Genomic DNA, 13,093 nt, shown 5'->3' with positions numbered 1-13,093 from the left:
GCCAAGACCCGATAAGTCAGACGCACTCGCAGCCACCCGCACCACCCCCGGCACCGACTCCCAACCAGCCTACGCCCACAGCAAAAGCAACGGCATTGCGTCTAACTCCCCTCCAACTTGCATCTTCCTGCGGCGACGCCGAGGTGGATACGGTACGAAGCCTGTGAGGACGAGGACATCCGGTTCTACATTCCGGGTGCCGGTGCCGTACCGGCGTGCGGACACGGGGAAGCTCGTGGCCGAGAAGGTGCCCGCCCCGTGGGGCGAGGACACGGACTACGCCTTCGGTGCGTTCCACAAGGACACCGGTGCCCTGGTCGGCTCGTACTGCCTGACCCTCGTCAGCCGCGGTGTCTGGGAGCTCGGGTACCGGGCGGTCAAGGAGTTGCGCGGACGTGGGTACTCGGTGGAGGCCGCTCGGGCCCTGTGCGACTGGGGCTGGGTCACGCTCGACGTGCACCGCATCGAGCGGTGGGCCATGGCCGGGAACACCGGCTCGTGTGCCGTCGCCGAGAAACTCGGCTTCACCGTCGAAAGGACACTGCGCAGTCGCAGCATCGCCGACGAAGGCAAACCGCACGGCTGATGGGTGGGCGGACTGCCGAGGCCCTGATGCTCGGGCCAATGCTTCGCTGGCTGCGTCCGCTCTTCTGACCGCCCCGGTCAGTAGCATCAGGAACATGGCCCATGTCTTGATCGGCCACAGTGATGCCGCACGGCGAAAGAGCTGGTGGTGCACCGGCTTTGTCATGCTGATCCTTGCCGGTGGGACAGTGGCGGTCGGTCTGGGGGCGCGGGCGCCGGACCGGGGGTGTGGATTGGCGGTTTCGGCGTTTTCTCGATGACCGCGTTGTTCGGCATGGTCAATGGCATCTACGGCCGGGTGCTACTGACGGAGACGGGAATGCAGTTCCGCACTTTGGTCAGCAGGCGCTCGATTCCGTGGTGCGAAGTCGCTGGTGTCGAGTCGCGGAAGCGAACGCGAGACCAAACGAACGGTAATCAAGGAAGAGCACGAGACGGAGCGTGCACGAATCGCTGCCGATATTGAGCGTGAGCGGATCCGGCGTGGCGTGACAGGACAAGAGGAATTTCCTGATGCCTCTACTGATGAGGGTGAGGCATCAGGAGCAGTATGAGCCCTTGGTCCGGATCAGTGATGGCCCTCTTCGTACGCCCGGGCTTGCTCCTCCATCCGAGCGTTGTACTCCGCGATGATGCAGGCAGCGTCACGGATGGCCTCTTGCTCGTCGGGCAGGGGCTCATGCCGCACAGCGTTACCCAGGCAGTCGAGGCCATGCCCGCGCGGCCCCGCGGCTCGACAGCACCCAGGGGTGCGGCCGCCGCCCCGCGGGAGCACCCTGCCGATTTCTTACCCGTTCCGCTTGCTTGGAGTGCACGCCAAGGCCATAGCGTTGAGGGCATGCCGGTATCACTAGGGTCTCGCCGGTGTCCCGGAAGGCTGCCTAACTTCTATACCGGCTCCCGGCTAAACACGAAATAAGCGGGAGCCAGACGACCGATACCCCAGGAGCATCTCCAATGCAACAACGCAAATTAGGACAAAACCTCGAAGTCTCGGCTCTCGGGATCGGCTGCATGGGCATGAGTTTCTTCTACGGTCAGCCACCACGACCTCGGCAAAGTCGTGATTAAAAAACCGACAGCTGAACCGAACCCCCGACGCGTCGACGCATCATCCCGCACGACCAACGAGAAAGGCGGCAAGTGGTAGACAACCAATTCACAACGCATGCAGAACTTTTCGATCTGTGTGGAAAGCGCGCGCTCGTCACCGGTGGCACCAGAGGCATCGGGATGATGATCGCGCGTGGCCTTCTCCAGGCGGGCGTCCGCGTGGTCATCAGCTCACGCAACGCAGAAGCGTGCGCTCAGGCGCAGGAACAGCTGTCCAAATTCGGTGAGGTGCGGGCCATCCCCGCTGACCTGTCCCGCCACGACGAGTGTCGGCGACTGTCCGACCTCGTCACCGCCGACTCGGAGCGTCTCGACATCCTCGTCAACAACGCGGGCGCCATGTGGGACGAGCCGCTGGCGACGTTCCCAGACGCGGCCTGGGACACGGTCGTCGACCTCAACCTGAAGTCGCCGTTCTGGCTAGTCCAGGCGCTGCTGCCCGCACTTCGCAGGGCGGGCACCGCCGACGATCCCGCGCGGATCATCAACATCGGCAGCATCGCCGCCATCCACATCCCCCAGCGGCCCAACTACTCGTACTCCAGCAGCAAGGCCGCGCTGCATCAACTCACCAGAGTGCTCGCCAAGGAACTAGGACCGCAGCACGTCACCGTGAACGCCGTGGCGCCGGGACCGTTCCCGTCGACGATGATGGCTGCAACCCTCGATGAGTTCGGCGAGGCGATCGCGGCGTCGGCCCCACTACGCCGGATCGGCCGCGACGACGACATGGCGGGTGTCGCCGTGTTCCTCGCCAGCCGGGCAGGCGCATACCTAACGGGCGCCGTGATCCCCGTCGACGGCGGCATCGCCACAACCGCGTAGGCCGCCTAGAAGCCCTGAGGATTCAGGGTTCAGTTAGTGCAGAGAAGGGTGTCGGCCTCCTGCGGCCAGGAGGCGTCCTTCGAAGGCCATGTCCACGCGCTGTCCGTGCTGGGCGGGGTGCCCCGCGGCAAGGTGCGCTACGACAACCTGAAAGCGGCGGTCGCCCAGGTCCTGGGCTTCTCCCGGCAGCGCACGGAGCCGGAGCGGTGGATCGCTTTTCGTTCGCACTGGGGGATCGAGAGTTTCTACTGCCGTCCGGGCATCGAGGGCGCCCACGAGAAGGGCGGGGTGGAGGGCCAGATCGGCTATTTCCGCCGCAACCACTTCGTGCCGGTCCCCGAGGTCGCCACCCTCGCCGAGCTGAACGAGATGGTCGACCGGTGGGACCTTGAGGACGAGGGCCGGCGCATCCGCTCCCGTCCCCGGACGATCGGCGAGTACTTCGCCGTCGAACGGCCGCAGTTGAAACCGCTGCCCGTCGAACCGTTCGAGACGGGCCGCTGGTTCACCCCACGGGTCGACCGCTACGGACAGACCACGGTCCGCACCAACCGGTACTCGGTGCCGGTCCGGCTGATCGGCAAGACACTCCGGGTGCTGCTGCACGCCTCCGAGCTGATCGTCTTCGACGACGGCCGGGAAGTGGCCCGCCACGAAAGGCTGAGCACGCAGGGCGGCTCGCGCCTGGTGCTCGATCACTACCTGGAGGCCCTGGTCCGCAAGCCAGGCGCCTTCCCCGGGGCAACAGCCCTGGAACAGGCCCGCTCGGCCGGCCGGTTCACGCCGGTCCATGACGACTGGTGGGACGCGGCCCGCGCGGCCCACGGCGACAAGGAAGGCACCAAGGCCCTGATCGAGGTGTTGTTGCTGGCCCGGCACATGAGCCACGAGCACCTGGTCGCCGGGCTCGCGGTCGCGCTGCGGGCCGGGGCGCTGACCGCGGACGCGGTCGCGCTGGAGGCCCGCAAGATCGCCGACGGCGACCTGCCGGACCAGCCGATGCCCTCACCACCGCCAGAGCCCGCAGCGGCCGGGCCGACGCGGGCGACCGTCACCTTTCTCGCCGACTGGCGGCTGTCCCATCTGCCGCCCGACACCCGGCCGCTGCCCTCGGTTGCCGCCTATGACCAGCTGCTGCGACGGCGCGGCGGGAGTGCTCCGAGCAAGGGAGAAGCGACATGAACGCCAAACGCAACCGCGGGCTGACCGAGGAAGCCGCGACCACCGCCATCGACCAGGCGTGCCGGATGCTGCGGCTGCCCACCATCCGCGGCCAGTTCCCCGACCTCGCCGAGGCGGCGTCCCGCGAGCAGATGTCCTACCGGGGCTTTCTGGCGGAACTGCTGCTGTCCGAGTGCGACGACCGGGCCCGCCGGCGCTCGGAGCGGCGCATCAAGGCCGCAGGGTTCCCGCGCGAGAAGTCACTGCGGGCCTTCGACTACGACGCGAACCCCAACATCGACGCCGCGACCATCAACACCCTCGCCACCTGCGAATGGGTCCGCAAGGGCCACCCCCTCTGCCTGATCGGCGACTCGGGCACGGGCAAGTCCCATCTGCTCATCGCGCTGGGGACCGAGGCCGCGATGAAGGGATACCGGGTGAAGTACGTCCTGGCGACCAAGCTGGTCAACGAGCTGGTCGAGGCCGCCGACGAGAAGGTCCTGGCCAAGACCATCGCCCGCTACGGACGCGTCGATCTTTTGTGCATCGACGAACTCGGCTACATGGAACTCGACCGCCGGGGCGCCGAACTCCTCTTCCAGGTCTTAACGGAGCGTGAGGAAAAGAATTCTGTCGCGATCGCTTCGAACGAGTCGTTCGGCGGGTGGACGAAGACGTTCACCGATCCCAGGCTCTGCGCGGCCATCGTCGACCGCATCACCTTCGGCGGCAACATCATCGAGACCGGCACCGACTCCTACCGCCTCGCCCACACCAAAGCCCAGGCCGAACGCGCCGACGCCGGCTGAACCATGGACACAGCCACCGAGCTGGCCTCGTTCGTCCACGCCCGGCTGGACGAAGAAGGACGCGACGCCGTCCTCTTCCACGAACTCGACTGCCCCGTCTCGCACACGACGGGGCGCATCAGCCGCTGCGGCTGTCCCTGCCCCGCCCGGATTCTCGCCCGGATCGAGCGCACGGCGGAGCACGCCTGACCGGGGTCCTCAGAATGGGCTTCGCCACGCGGCGGGCACTCGCGGCAGCGTCGCTCCCGGCGTGGACGATTTGCGGGCAAGCGCCCGTGCCGCCGCACTCCCGGGTAGGCGGGGAAGTAGGCGTCGTGGTGACGGCTGCCACCTGCGTCGTTCCAGAACTGCAGCGGCATGGACGGCATCGGTCGGGTGATCACCAGCTCGGCGGTCTGCCCACGGACCGGCCCGCCCGCCGGACCCCACGCCTCCAGCGTGACACCCAGGGACGGACCGGACAGCTCACCGGGCCGGACCGGCAGGATCGGTGCGCCGCCGCCGAGCGCGGTCGCCACGCCCGTCCCACCGCTCGCGGACTGCACCTTGACGTGTTCCCCGACCGGGGTGCGGATCCACTCGTACGCGGATGCCGGCAGGTGTGATCCGGCTGAGACGTCGTCAGGCGCCGTTGACGTTGGCCTCGGTGTGCCGGCTTTCGAGGTCGCCGTTCAGGGACCGCGCGAGTTCTGGCATCGGACGGTTTGGACGTCGTGTGGTCGTGTGGTCGTGTGGTGCTTTTTGGTCAGGGGGTGGGGTTGGGGTAGAAGGCGTTGATCTCGGCCAGGACGTGGTCGGGTGCTTCGTGGAGGAGGAAGTGTCCGGCCCCGGGGACGACGGCGGAGGTGGCGTGGGGGGCGGCGTCCTGGAGGGGCGGCAGGAACGCGTCGGCGAGGCCGGCCTGGGTGATCAGGTGGACCGGGATGGTCAGCGGGGTGTCCTGGAGTTTGGTGTTGTCGGCCTCGTCCTGGGTCAGGGTCCGGTAGAGCTCGAAGCCGGCGTGCAGGACCTGGGGGCGGGAGTACACCCGGACGAACTCGGCGAGTTCGTCGTCGGAGACGTTCTCGCCGGCGGTCTTCACACTCTGGAAGAAGTAGGTGAGGAAGGTTTCGACCCGGCCGGTGACCAGTTCCTCGGCGAGCGGATTCTGCAGGAAGAAGGAGAAGTGCCAGAACATCGATTCGAGGGTGGCGAACTTCAGGTTCTTGCCGACGAGGGCTGCGGCCAGCCGTGCAGCAGCACCATGACCTGCGGGCCGTCGCCGCCGATGACGTAGTGCATCTGTACGTCGTCGATGGTGGTGAAGCCGTGCCGGAAGAGCTTGTTGAACTCGGCGTCGTCCTTGGTCGCCGCGTCGTAGCCGGGGCTGAGCGGCTCCTCCGACCCGACGGCTACGGCGGTGGTGAAAGCGTTCATGGCGGTGTTACGTCCTTTTTTAGGGGTCCTTGCAGGAAGATCGTGTTGTGGCACGGTGGAGATGTACGTAATCCCGTGTTTTCTGGGGGATGTGACCAGCCGCGGCGGAAGCCGTGGGAGGTCGGTGACGGGTTGCGGGCCGGGGTCCTCTGCCTCGTGCAGGTGCCGGCTCAGCCGCAGCAGTCGCAGCCGGGGCGGCGGCCGCAGGCGTCTGTCTCCCCGCCGGCGGCCGGAACCCCCACGGTGGGTCGGTGTCCGGACCCGCTCAGGAGTTCCGGTTCCACCTCTTCCGCGATGCTCTCCACTCAGATCCAGTCGTCGATCGAGAAGCTGCCGCCCGCGGGCCGGACAACCGTGGCGGTCAGTTCCCTCACCCGGTCGGCAGGTACCGGAACGCCCGGGGCCTGGTAGATCCATTCCATCGTCTTGTCCAAGCTCACGTCCTTGGGCACTTCCCCGAAGTAGGGCTTGCAGTAGACGGGCGTGCCTGGTTCGCTGCGCCAGCTGTCGGCGAGCGTGCCGATGCCCACCGCGTCGTAGCCGAGGATGTCGAGCAACTCCACGACCTCCGCCTTGGCGGCGGCATCGTCGCCGGCGATCGGCATGGCACTGCGGTCCGGCGCACCCGAGGGGCGGGCCAGGCTGAACAGCTGGCTGACGACGATGTTGCTGGCCGCCTTGACCACACGGGAGTCGGCCAGGTGGCGCTGTACCAGCTCGCTGCTCGTCAGCTCGTTCGCGTCCAGCTCGGCGATGCGGCCGTCGCGCACCGGGTAATAGTTCAGCGTGTCGATCACGATCTTGCCCGCCAGCGGCTCTGCCGGGATCTTCTCGTAGGCGCTCAGCGGGATGGACACCACCACCAGGTCCCCGGCCTCGGCGGCCTCGGCGGGAGTGGCCGCCCGGGCGCGGGGGCCGAGTTCGGCGACGAGACCGGCGAGGGACTCGGGGCCGCGGGAGTTGCTCAGGACGACGTTTAGGCCTGCGGCGACAGCAAGGCGGGCCAAGATGCCGCCGACATTGCCACTGCCGATGAAGCCGAGTGTCTTGCTCATGGTGCTCTGTTCTCCAAATGGGATGAGGAAATGCCGGACCGGCCACAGCCACGAACCATAACCGGACCGGCTGGTCACTTTAACTACCGTACCACCCAAACGGACCGCTCGGTCATGTTGCGTAGAGTGGACCCATGAGCACTGAAGAAGAAGCCGTTGCAGCGCCGCCCGCGCGACGGATGAGAGCCGACGCGGTGCGGACGCGCAAGGCGCTGCTGAAGGCTGCCGCGGAGGTGTTCGCCGAGCACGGCGCGGAAGCGTCCGTTGCACAGATCGCAGCACGGGCGGGTATCGGAAAGGGAACCGTCTTCCGGCATTTCCCCACCAAGGAGGACCTGTTCGCCGCGATCATCAGCGAGGAAATCGACGGGCTGGTGGCAGTGGGCCGCCAGCAGGCCGAGCAGGCCGACGCGGACGCCGCCCTGCTGCAGTTCATGAGCGCGGGCGTCGATCTCTACGCAAACAACCGGGCGCTCGCGGAGGCACTTCGTATGGTGTCGGATGTTCGGCACCCGGAGATACAGGCCGGACAGGAGCAGTTGATCGCAACAGCCGGGTCACTGGCGCGGCGGGCGCAACGCGACGGCTCACTCCGTGCGGATCTGAACGGGCAGGACGTGATGCTGCTGATCTGCGGCGTGTACTACACCGCCGCACCCTTGCTGGCTGCCGATCCGTCGGCCTGGCGGCGCTACCTGCGGCTCACCTTCGACGGCATGTGCGCCACCGGCACCGGACCCCTACCCCCGGCACTCGTCCACAACTCCTTGCTGCCGACGGTCCGGTAGGGGCGACGGCGATGCTCCCCGAGGCCGGTTCTCACAGGGCGTCACCGACCGAGGGGATATGGCACAGCTTCTGACCTGCTTCGTTCACGGTGGGCGCTTCCCCTTATGGGAGACCACCGTAGTGTCCGAAGACTTCGGGACGGTTGATCGCCGTCCTCTGGCAACGGTTCTTGCCGCCAACCTCGTTTCGATCGCAGGGAATTGCCTTACATACATGGGCGTGCCGTGGTTCGTGCTGCAGAGCACGGGCAGCGCCGCCAAGGCCGGGATCGTCGCGTTCTGCACACTGCTGCCCGCTCGGTCGGCGACAACGTCTCCAGGACGAGCATCACCGCCATCGACACACTCTCGGCGAGCTCGACGTCCTGGGCCACGTCCGGCGCGGTCAGCAGCGGCTCCGGCAGCCACGGGCCCACGTACGACTCCTTGCGCCGCGACATCGTGCGCAGCCGGTTGAGCGCCTGCCGGGTCGTGATCCGGACCAGGTACGCGCGCTGGTCGCGCACCTGCTCCAGGTCGACCTCGACCCACCGTAGCCAGGTCTCCTGCAGGACGTCCTCGGCATCGGCCGCCGAGCCGAGCATCTCGTAGGCGACAGTGAACAGCAGATTGCGGTGGGCGACGAATGTCTCGGTCGCCCGGTCAATGGCGTGAGCATCACTCATGTCTTGATCATCTCCCCCTCGGCCGGCCCGGACCTAGGAAACCCGTTCGACGTCGACCGGCGCCTCGCCGCTCATGGCATCCAGCGCCTTCTGGCGCCCGGCGCCTCCCTTCATGCGGTGCAGGCTGTACCCACCGGGCTTGTGCGCCTCATCGGTCAGGTGCTTCACGATGCCCTTGCACACGGCCTCCTTCATCTTCGCGCCGAGGCGACCGTCGATGTGGAACCACACCGCGACGTCGGACCTGTTGGCGAACTGGAAGATGCCGGTGCCCCGGCCCAGGCTGATGCACTGCGCTCCGAACGACTGGTTGAGGGTCTCGGGCTGCTCCCCCGCCAACCGGCTGAGCACCGTGTCGGCGGCCCGCGCACCCAGCGGCATCGCAGCCTGGCAGCTCATCCGCAGCGGCAGGCCCGACGGCGCCGCCGAGTCCCCGGCCGCGACGATGCGCTCGTCATCCACGCTGGTCAGCGTCTCGTCCGTGAGCAGCCGGCCCAGCGCATCGGCACTCAGCCCACTGCGCGCGGCCAGGTCCGGCACGCCAAAACCGGCGGTCCAGATGGTCACCGCGCTCGGCAGCTCCCGGCCGTCAGCGAGCCGCATCGCATCACGCGACACCGCCGTCACCTTCGCGTCGGGGCCTTCCACGACCTTCACCCCGAGCGCCGCCAGCCGCCCGGCCACCGAACGCCGCCCCCGCCGGTGCAAGTACGGCCCGAGCACCCCACCGCAGACCAGGGTCACGCTGCGGCCCTGCTCCGCCAGCTCGGCGGCGGTCTCGATGCCCGTCGGACCAGCTCCGACCACCGTCACCGCGGCCGATGCGGGCGCGCCATCGAGGACCGGCAGCAGCCGCTGCACCTCCTCCAGGCTGGCGATCGGGTAGGCGAACTCGGCCGCCCCGAGCACCTGCGGGTCGGCGCTGCCACTGCCCACCGCGTAGACCAGGTAGTCGTAGCCGACCGCACCACCGCTCGCCAGCTCCACACCGCGCCCGGCCGCGTCGATCCGCGTCACGCTGTCGACCACCAGCCGGACGCCCTCCGCCAGGACCTCCTGGTAGTCGACGACGGCGGAGCCGGTCCCGCCCACCAGTTGGTGCAGGCGGACCCGGTGGACGAAGGACGGGCGCGGGTTGATCAGCGTCACGGTCACGTCGCCGCGCTGCGTCAGGCGATTGGCCGCCATGACGCCGGCGTACCCGCCGCCGATCACAACCACATCGGTGTTCTCAGCCATGATGTCTCCCTCGTTTCGAGCGGTTCGAGCACAAGACACCGCCTCATCGATCCCTGTGACAGCGTGTGAGTCAGATCACTTCGCAGGCGGGGCCGTCTGGACGGATTCCGGCCCGACCGCCGGGACGCCACCGGCGCCGCCACCTGCTTGGCCGGTGCCGGTGCCGCTGTCGCGAAGCCGGTGAGGACCGATGGCCGGCCGAGAACAGAGGCGAGGCCCCGACGGCGCCGCTCAGCCGGTACCTGTACCGCCGCGTCACGATCACCCTGATCCCGTCCCAGCCATAGCCCGTTCAGTCCTCGCGGCCGTCGTCATCGTCGTCCAGCTCGACCGCGTCCCGGTCGCACATCGGCCGCAGCCCCTCGCGCGGGACGGAGGCGGTGACGTTCGCGCCCGCCTGTCCAACTACTCCTGGAACTCCCTGCTCTGCACGCCGTAGAACGAGGGCTTCGCGGGCCGGACCTCGGACTGCTCCAGCGTGTCGGCCAGCTTGACGAACCCCTCGCTGCGTCGGACGACGTCCAGGAACTTGCCCAGCGCGGCCTTGTCCTCCCACAGTTTCTGCGCGGTGCTGATGATCAGCCCGCAAGACCGCCTTCGGTCAGGGACCGTTGAGGACGTCGTGGGTGCCGGTTGGTGTGGGTGCGGGGTGGTGGTGGAGCCCGACCGGAGAGCGTTGACACTCGCGCGTCGACTGGAGCCGCTTTCCGCCTGACGGGCGCTCGGAAAGAAAGTCGGGCCGTTGCTCCCGCCTGGCGGGAGAGGACGCCGACTGGCCTTTTCTTGCAGGTCAGGGCCGTGTGGCGTGGCCTGAATGACGATGGATATCGCGCTGATCACCGCCGGGCAGATGTACCGCTACTACTTGCGCCAGGTCGTCGTCGGCGACGGCCGACGCCCTGCGCGCACGCCGCTCGCCAAGGCTCAGGAAGAGGCCGGTGTCCCGGCTGGTCAATGGATGGGCCGCGGACTCGCCGCCCTCGGCCTGGCCGCCGGGGACGTCGTCACCGAGGCGCAGCTGCGGAACCTGTTCGGGGAGAGGGGCCGGCACCCGCACGCGGATCTGATCGAGGCCGACCAGCTGGCCGCGGGCAAGTCACCGAAGGCCGCATGGAAGGCCGGCGCCCTCGGTCGACGGGTAAAGGTCACGGGCGCCGATCTCGTCCTCCGTCCGCAGCCGACGGTCTACCTGCTGTGGGCGCTGGGTGATGACGAGACCCGGCGGGTGATCGAGGCCGCGCACGAGCGGGCGATCGCGCGGGTGCTGGAGTGGATCGAGGACCAGGTGGCGGTGATCCGCTTCGGCAAGGACGGCATCTACCAGGTCCGGCCGCCCGACGGCCTGGTCGCCGCCCGCTTCCGCCACTACGAGGCACGGTCGGGAATGCCGCTGCTCCATGACCACCTGATGCTGTCGGTGAAGGGGCAGCGTCTGGACGGGAAGTGGGGATCGGTCCACTCGGAGGTCCTGTTCGAGAACACCGTCGCCGCGTCCGCGCTCTACAACGAGATCGTGATGGCTGAGGTGTGTGAGGCGCTGGGGCCGGCCTCCGAGCCGCGCACCGTCACCGCCGGGCGCCGCCCGGTGATGGAGATCGCCGGGGTGCCGCACGAGCTGATCCGCTGGATCTCACAGCGCAGCGACCAGATAGCCGCCTGCCGGGCAGACCTGGAGCACGAGTACGTCACCGCTGTCGACGACGACGGCAACCTGAAGTTCGCGCCCGAGGTCTCCGAGCAGGCCCGCGCCAAGCTGAACCGGATCGCGGCGAAGATGACCCGCCCGCCCAAGCAGCAGACCCGGCCGCTCGCCCAGCTGCGCGCGTGGTGGAAGACGAGCGCGATCCTCACCTCCGGGGTGGCCGTCGACGTCATCAACTCCCTCCTCGAGCACGCCCGCGCCGCGGCGGCGGCGATCCGGGCCCGGGTCGCCGCCGTGGTCGACGTCGCCTTGGCGGTCGTCGACGTCACCGCGATGGTGTTCGTGATGAACAAGGACGGCTTCTTCCACCGCCGGCACCTGCTCGCCGAAGCCCGCCGTCACCTCGCTCTCGTCCTGCGCGGCCGCCGCCGCGAACTGGGCCTGGACGAGAAGATCGTGGACGCCGCCATCGCCACGCACTGCCTGGACATCAGCGAGCCGAAGACACTGCGCGGCCGTATGCCGGCCTACCGCTTCTACACCGCCCGCTGGCCCCTGACCGACCCGCCCACCCGCCGCCGCCCACCGGACGCCGAACCCGAGGCCGACCACCGGCCCCCCCCGTCGGCCCCGGCGACCCGGACACGCCCCGCCTGCCCCTGGAACCGGAGGAGTGGGACAATCCCACGCGTCCCGCTGCTCTACGACCGCGTGGTCATCGCCTCCACCGTTCTCGGCGCCCGGCTGCGTGCCGCGCGCCGCACCGGCCGCGCCCTGTACGACGACGTCGTGGTGCACCAGCAGGCCGCGATGCCCGAGCAGCTGCTCCTCTTCGCCCAGGAGCAGCCGCCCCCGGCGGTCGACCTCGCGGCACTGCGCACCGACCTGGAGGCCCTGGAGCTGACCGCTGAACAGCTCGGCTACCTCAGCCGCGCCGGGCAGCACCTCGCCGCGCTGCGCAAGGACGCCAACCGGCGTGCGCACCGGGCCGCCACCGGCAGCGCACCGGGTGCGCAGGACGCTGCCGATGCGCACCGCCAGGACGAGGCCAGCGCGCCGCGCGCGCACCGCGAGGATGACCAGCGCGCGCATCAACCGCACCAGCCCGGCCCCGGCCAGAGTCCCGGTGCGCGCCAGTAACCGCGTCCGGCGCGCCGACGATTCGCCGTATCGCCGTGGGGGATACGGCGTATCCCCCACGATGCGCACCGCGCGCGTTTTCCCTGGACCACGAACCTGGATGCTGTTGGCGAATCCGCTGCTGCCATGTCACTGGCATGCGGAGTGTGACACTTTCCCAGAAAGTGTCACACTCCGTCGCTCGTATCTCCCGGACCGCCGAGCGCCTGCCACCGTCGGCGGGATTCGCCAACAGCATCCGCCGCCGGGTCGGGGCCCACTCGCGTGCGTGGCCACGCGGCTTCCTCCACGGTCGGCGGCTTCCGTCCGGCCGGCACCTGCCGCACCCAGCCCGGCGACAGCCCCCGCCGCGCTGCGAGCTCCGGTATCGGCACACCGCGGCGGTGCGTTCCTGCGCTGCTGCCACCGCTCGCGCACCGCCTTGCTCGCGACTGTCCGATGCAGAACCACCGCCACAGCCCGGCCATAAGGGCGCGAAACCGGCGCACAGTAACACCGACAGGGGAAACAGGCAGTGCTCACCTTGAACGGTGGCGTACACGGCATAAAGCCGCTAGGGCGCTTCTGATGGCTCTTGTTGGGGTGGGTGGATCAGTGCTGGGGCCGGGCAGGCGCGTCTTATGGTGCGGCGACACGAACTGACCGACGCGCA

11 protein-coding genes and 2 pseudogenes are annotated in these 13,093 nt (G+C 68.7%); 8 read left to right on the top strand and 5 right to left on the bottom strand.

What is annotated here, in order from left to right; all coding sequences use genetic code 11:
* Positions 1–202 precede the first annotated feature (202 nt).
* The 5 genes from OP79_RS50185 to OP79_RS47845 all read left to right on the top strand — a co-directional run bounded on the left by OP79_RS50185 (position 203) and on the right by OP79_RS47845 (position 4,685).
* A complete protein-coding gene (locus OP79_RS50185; RefSeq protein ID WP_245685737.1) occupies positions 203–586 on the top strand; it encodes a GNAT family N-acetyltransferase in 384 nt (127 codons plus the stop codon).
* 1,142 nt (positions 587–1,728) lie between these two features.
* Positions 1,729–2,523, top strand: a complete 795-nt coding sequence (locus tag OP79_RS47860) for an SDR family oxidoreductase (RefSeq protein WP_033329516.1) — start codon at positions 1,729–1,731, stop codon at positions 2,521–2,523.
* Positions 2,524–2,559: 36 nt separating this feature from the next.
* Complete coding sequence (locus OP79_RS47855) at positions 2,560–3,705, top strand: Mu transposase domain-containing protein (protein WP_245685736.1); 1,146 nt, start codon at positions 2,560–2,562, stop codon at positions 3,703–3,705.
* Complete coding sequence (istB, locus tag OP79_RS47850; protein ID WP_033329515.1) at positions 3,702–4,496, top strand: IS21-like element helper ATPase IstB; 795 nt, start codon at positions 3,702–3,704, stop codon at positions 4,494–4,496. The genes OP79_RS47855 and istB overlap by 4 nt, the downstream gene beginning before the upstream one ends.
* A 3-nt stretch (positions 4,497–4,499) precedes the next feature.
* Positions 4,500–4,685, top strand: a complete 186-nt coding sequence (locus OP79_RS47845) for a hypothetical protein (RefSeq protein ID WP_033329514.1) — start codon at positions 4,500–4,502, stop codon at positions 4,683–4,685.
* Positions 4,686–5,241: 556 nt separating this feature from the next.
* On the opposite strand, the gene OP79_RS57820 is transcribed toward OP79_RS47845, so the two are convergent.
* The 3 genes from OP79_RS57820 to OP79_RS47830 all read right to left on the bottom strand — a co-directional run bounded on the left by OP79_RS57820 (position 5,242) and on the right by OP79_RS47830 (position 6,967).
* Complete coding sequence (locus OP79_RS57820) at positions 5,242–5,673, bottom strand: alpha/beta fold hydrolase (RefSeq protein ID WP_051745850.1); 432 nt, start codon at positions 5,671–5,673, stop codon at positions 5,242–5,244.
* 20 nt (positions 5,674–5,693) lie between these two features.
* Entirely contained in the window at positions 5,694–5,912 is a 219-nt protein-coding gene (locus tag OP79_RS57815; protein WP_033329513.1) for an alpha/beta fold hydrolase, read from the bottom strand.
* Between the two features lie 305 nt (positions 5,913–6,217).
* Positions 6,218–6,967, bottom strand: a complete 750-nt coding sequence (locus OP79_RS47830) for an NADPH-dependent F420 reductase (protein WP_033329512.1) — start codon at positions 6,965–6,967, stop codon at positions 6,218–6,220.
* 134 nt (positions 6,968–7,101) lie between these two features.
* Here OP79_RS47830 and OP79_RS47825 point away from each other — a divergent pair, with 134 nt between their 5' ends.
* The gene (locus OP79_RS47825) at positions 7,102–7,755 is read left to right on the top strand and encodes a TetR/AcrR family transcriptional regulator (protein WP_051745848.1); all 654 of its coding nucleotides are present in this window, start codon (positions 7,102–7,104) and stop codon (positions 7,753–7,755) included.
* Positions 7,756–7,813: 58 nt separating this feature from the next.
* Positions 7,814–8,050: pseudogene (locus OP79_RS57810) on the top strand (MFS transporter); the annotation flags it as partial.
* Here OP79_RS57810 and OP79_RS47820 read toward each other — a convergent pair.
* Positions 8,046–8,420: pseudogene (locus OP79_RS47820) on the bottom strand (sigma factor); the annotation flags it as partial. The pseudogenes OP79_RS57810 and OP79_RS47820 sit on opposite strands and share 5 nt — an antisense overlap.
* A 33-nt stretch (positions 8,421–8,453) precedes the next feature.
* Positions 8,454–9,659, bottom strand: coding sequence for an NAD(P)/FAD-dependent oxidoreductase (locus tag OP79_RS47815; protein WP_033329510.1), 1,206 nt, complete (start codon positions 9,657–9,659; stop codon positions 8,454–8,456).
* An 814-nt stretch (positions 9,660–10,473) separates the two neighbouring features.
* Here OP79_RS47815 and mobF point away from each other — a divergent pair.
* Positions 10,474–12,441 carry a MobF family relaxase gene (mobF, locus tag OP79_RS50935; protein WP_078492525.1) on the top strand — a complete coding sequence of 656 codons (1,968 nt, stop codon included), beginning with the start codon at positions 10,474–10,476 and terminating at the stop codon, positions 12,439–12,441.
* Positions 12,442–13,093: the final 652 nt, after the last annotated feature.

The organism is Streptomyces yerevanensis (assembly GCF_000716805.1).
Taxonomy (GTDB): domain Bacteria; phylum Actinomycetota; class Actinomycetes; order Streptomycetales; family Streptomycetaceae; genus Streptomyces; species Streptomyces flaveus.
The sequence above is the reverse complement of the archived record's forward strand: the minus strand, read 5'-3'. Positions and strand labels throughout refer to the sequence as shown.

Coding starts and splice junctions, on each gene's coding strand:
- istB (WP_033329515.1), top strand. CDS start 3,702: ATGAACGCCAAACGCAACCGCGGGCTGACCGAGGAAGCCGCGACCACC.
- OP79_RS47845 (WP_033329514.1), top strand. CDS start 4,500: ATGGACACAGCCACCGAGCTGGCCTCGTTCGTCCACGCCCGGCTGGAC.
- OP79_RS57820 (WP_051745850.1), bottom strand. CDS start 5,673: ATGTTCTGGCACTTCTCCTTCTTCCTGCAGAATCCGCTCGCCGAGGAA.
- OP79_RS57815 (WP_033329513.1), bottom strand. CDS start 5,912: ATGAACGCTTTCACCACCGCCGTAGCCGTCGGGTCGGAGGAGCCGCTC.
- OP79_RS47830 (WP_033329512.1), bottom strand. CDS start 6,967: ATGAGCAAGACACTCGGCTTCATCGGCAGTGGCAATGTCGGCGGCATC.
- OP79_RS47825 (WP_051745848.1), top strand. CDS start 7,102: ATGAGCACTGAAGAAGAAGCCGTTGCAGCGCCGCCCGCGCGACGGATG.
- OP79_RS47815 (WP_033329510.1), bottom strand. CDS start 9,659: ATGGCTGAGAACACCGATGTGGTTGTGATCGGCGGCGGGTACGCCGGC.
- mobF (WP_078492525.1), top strand. CDS start 10,474: ATGACGATGGATATCGCGCTGATCACCGCCGGGCAGATGTACCGCTAC.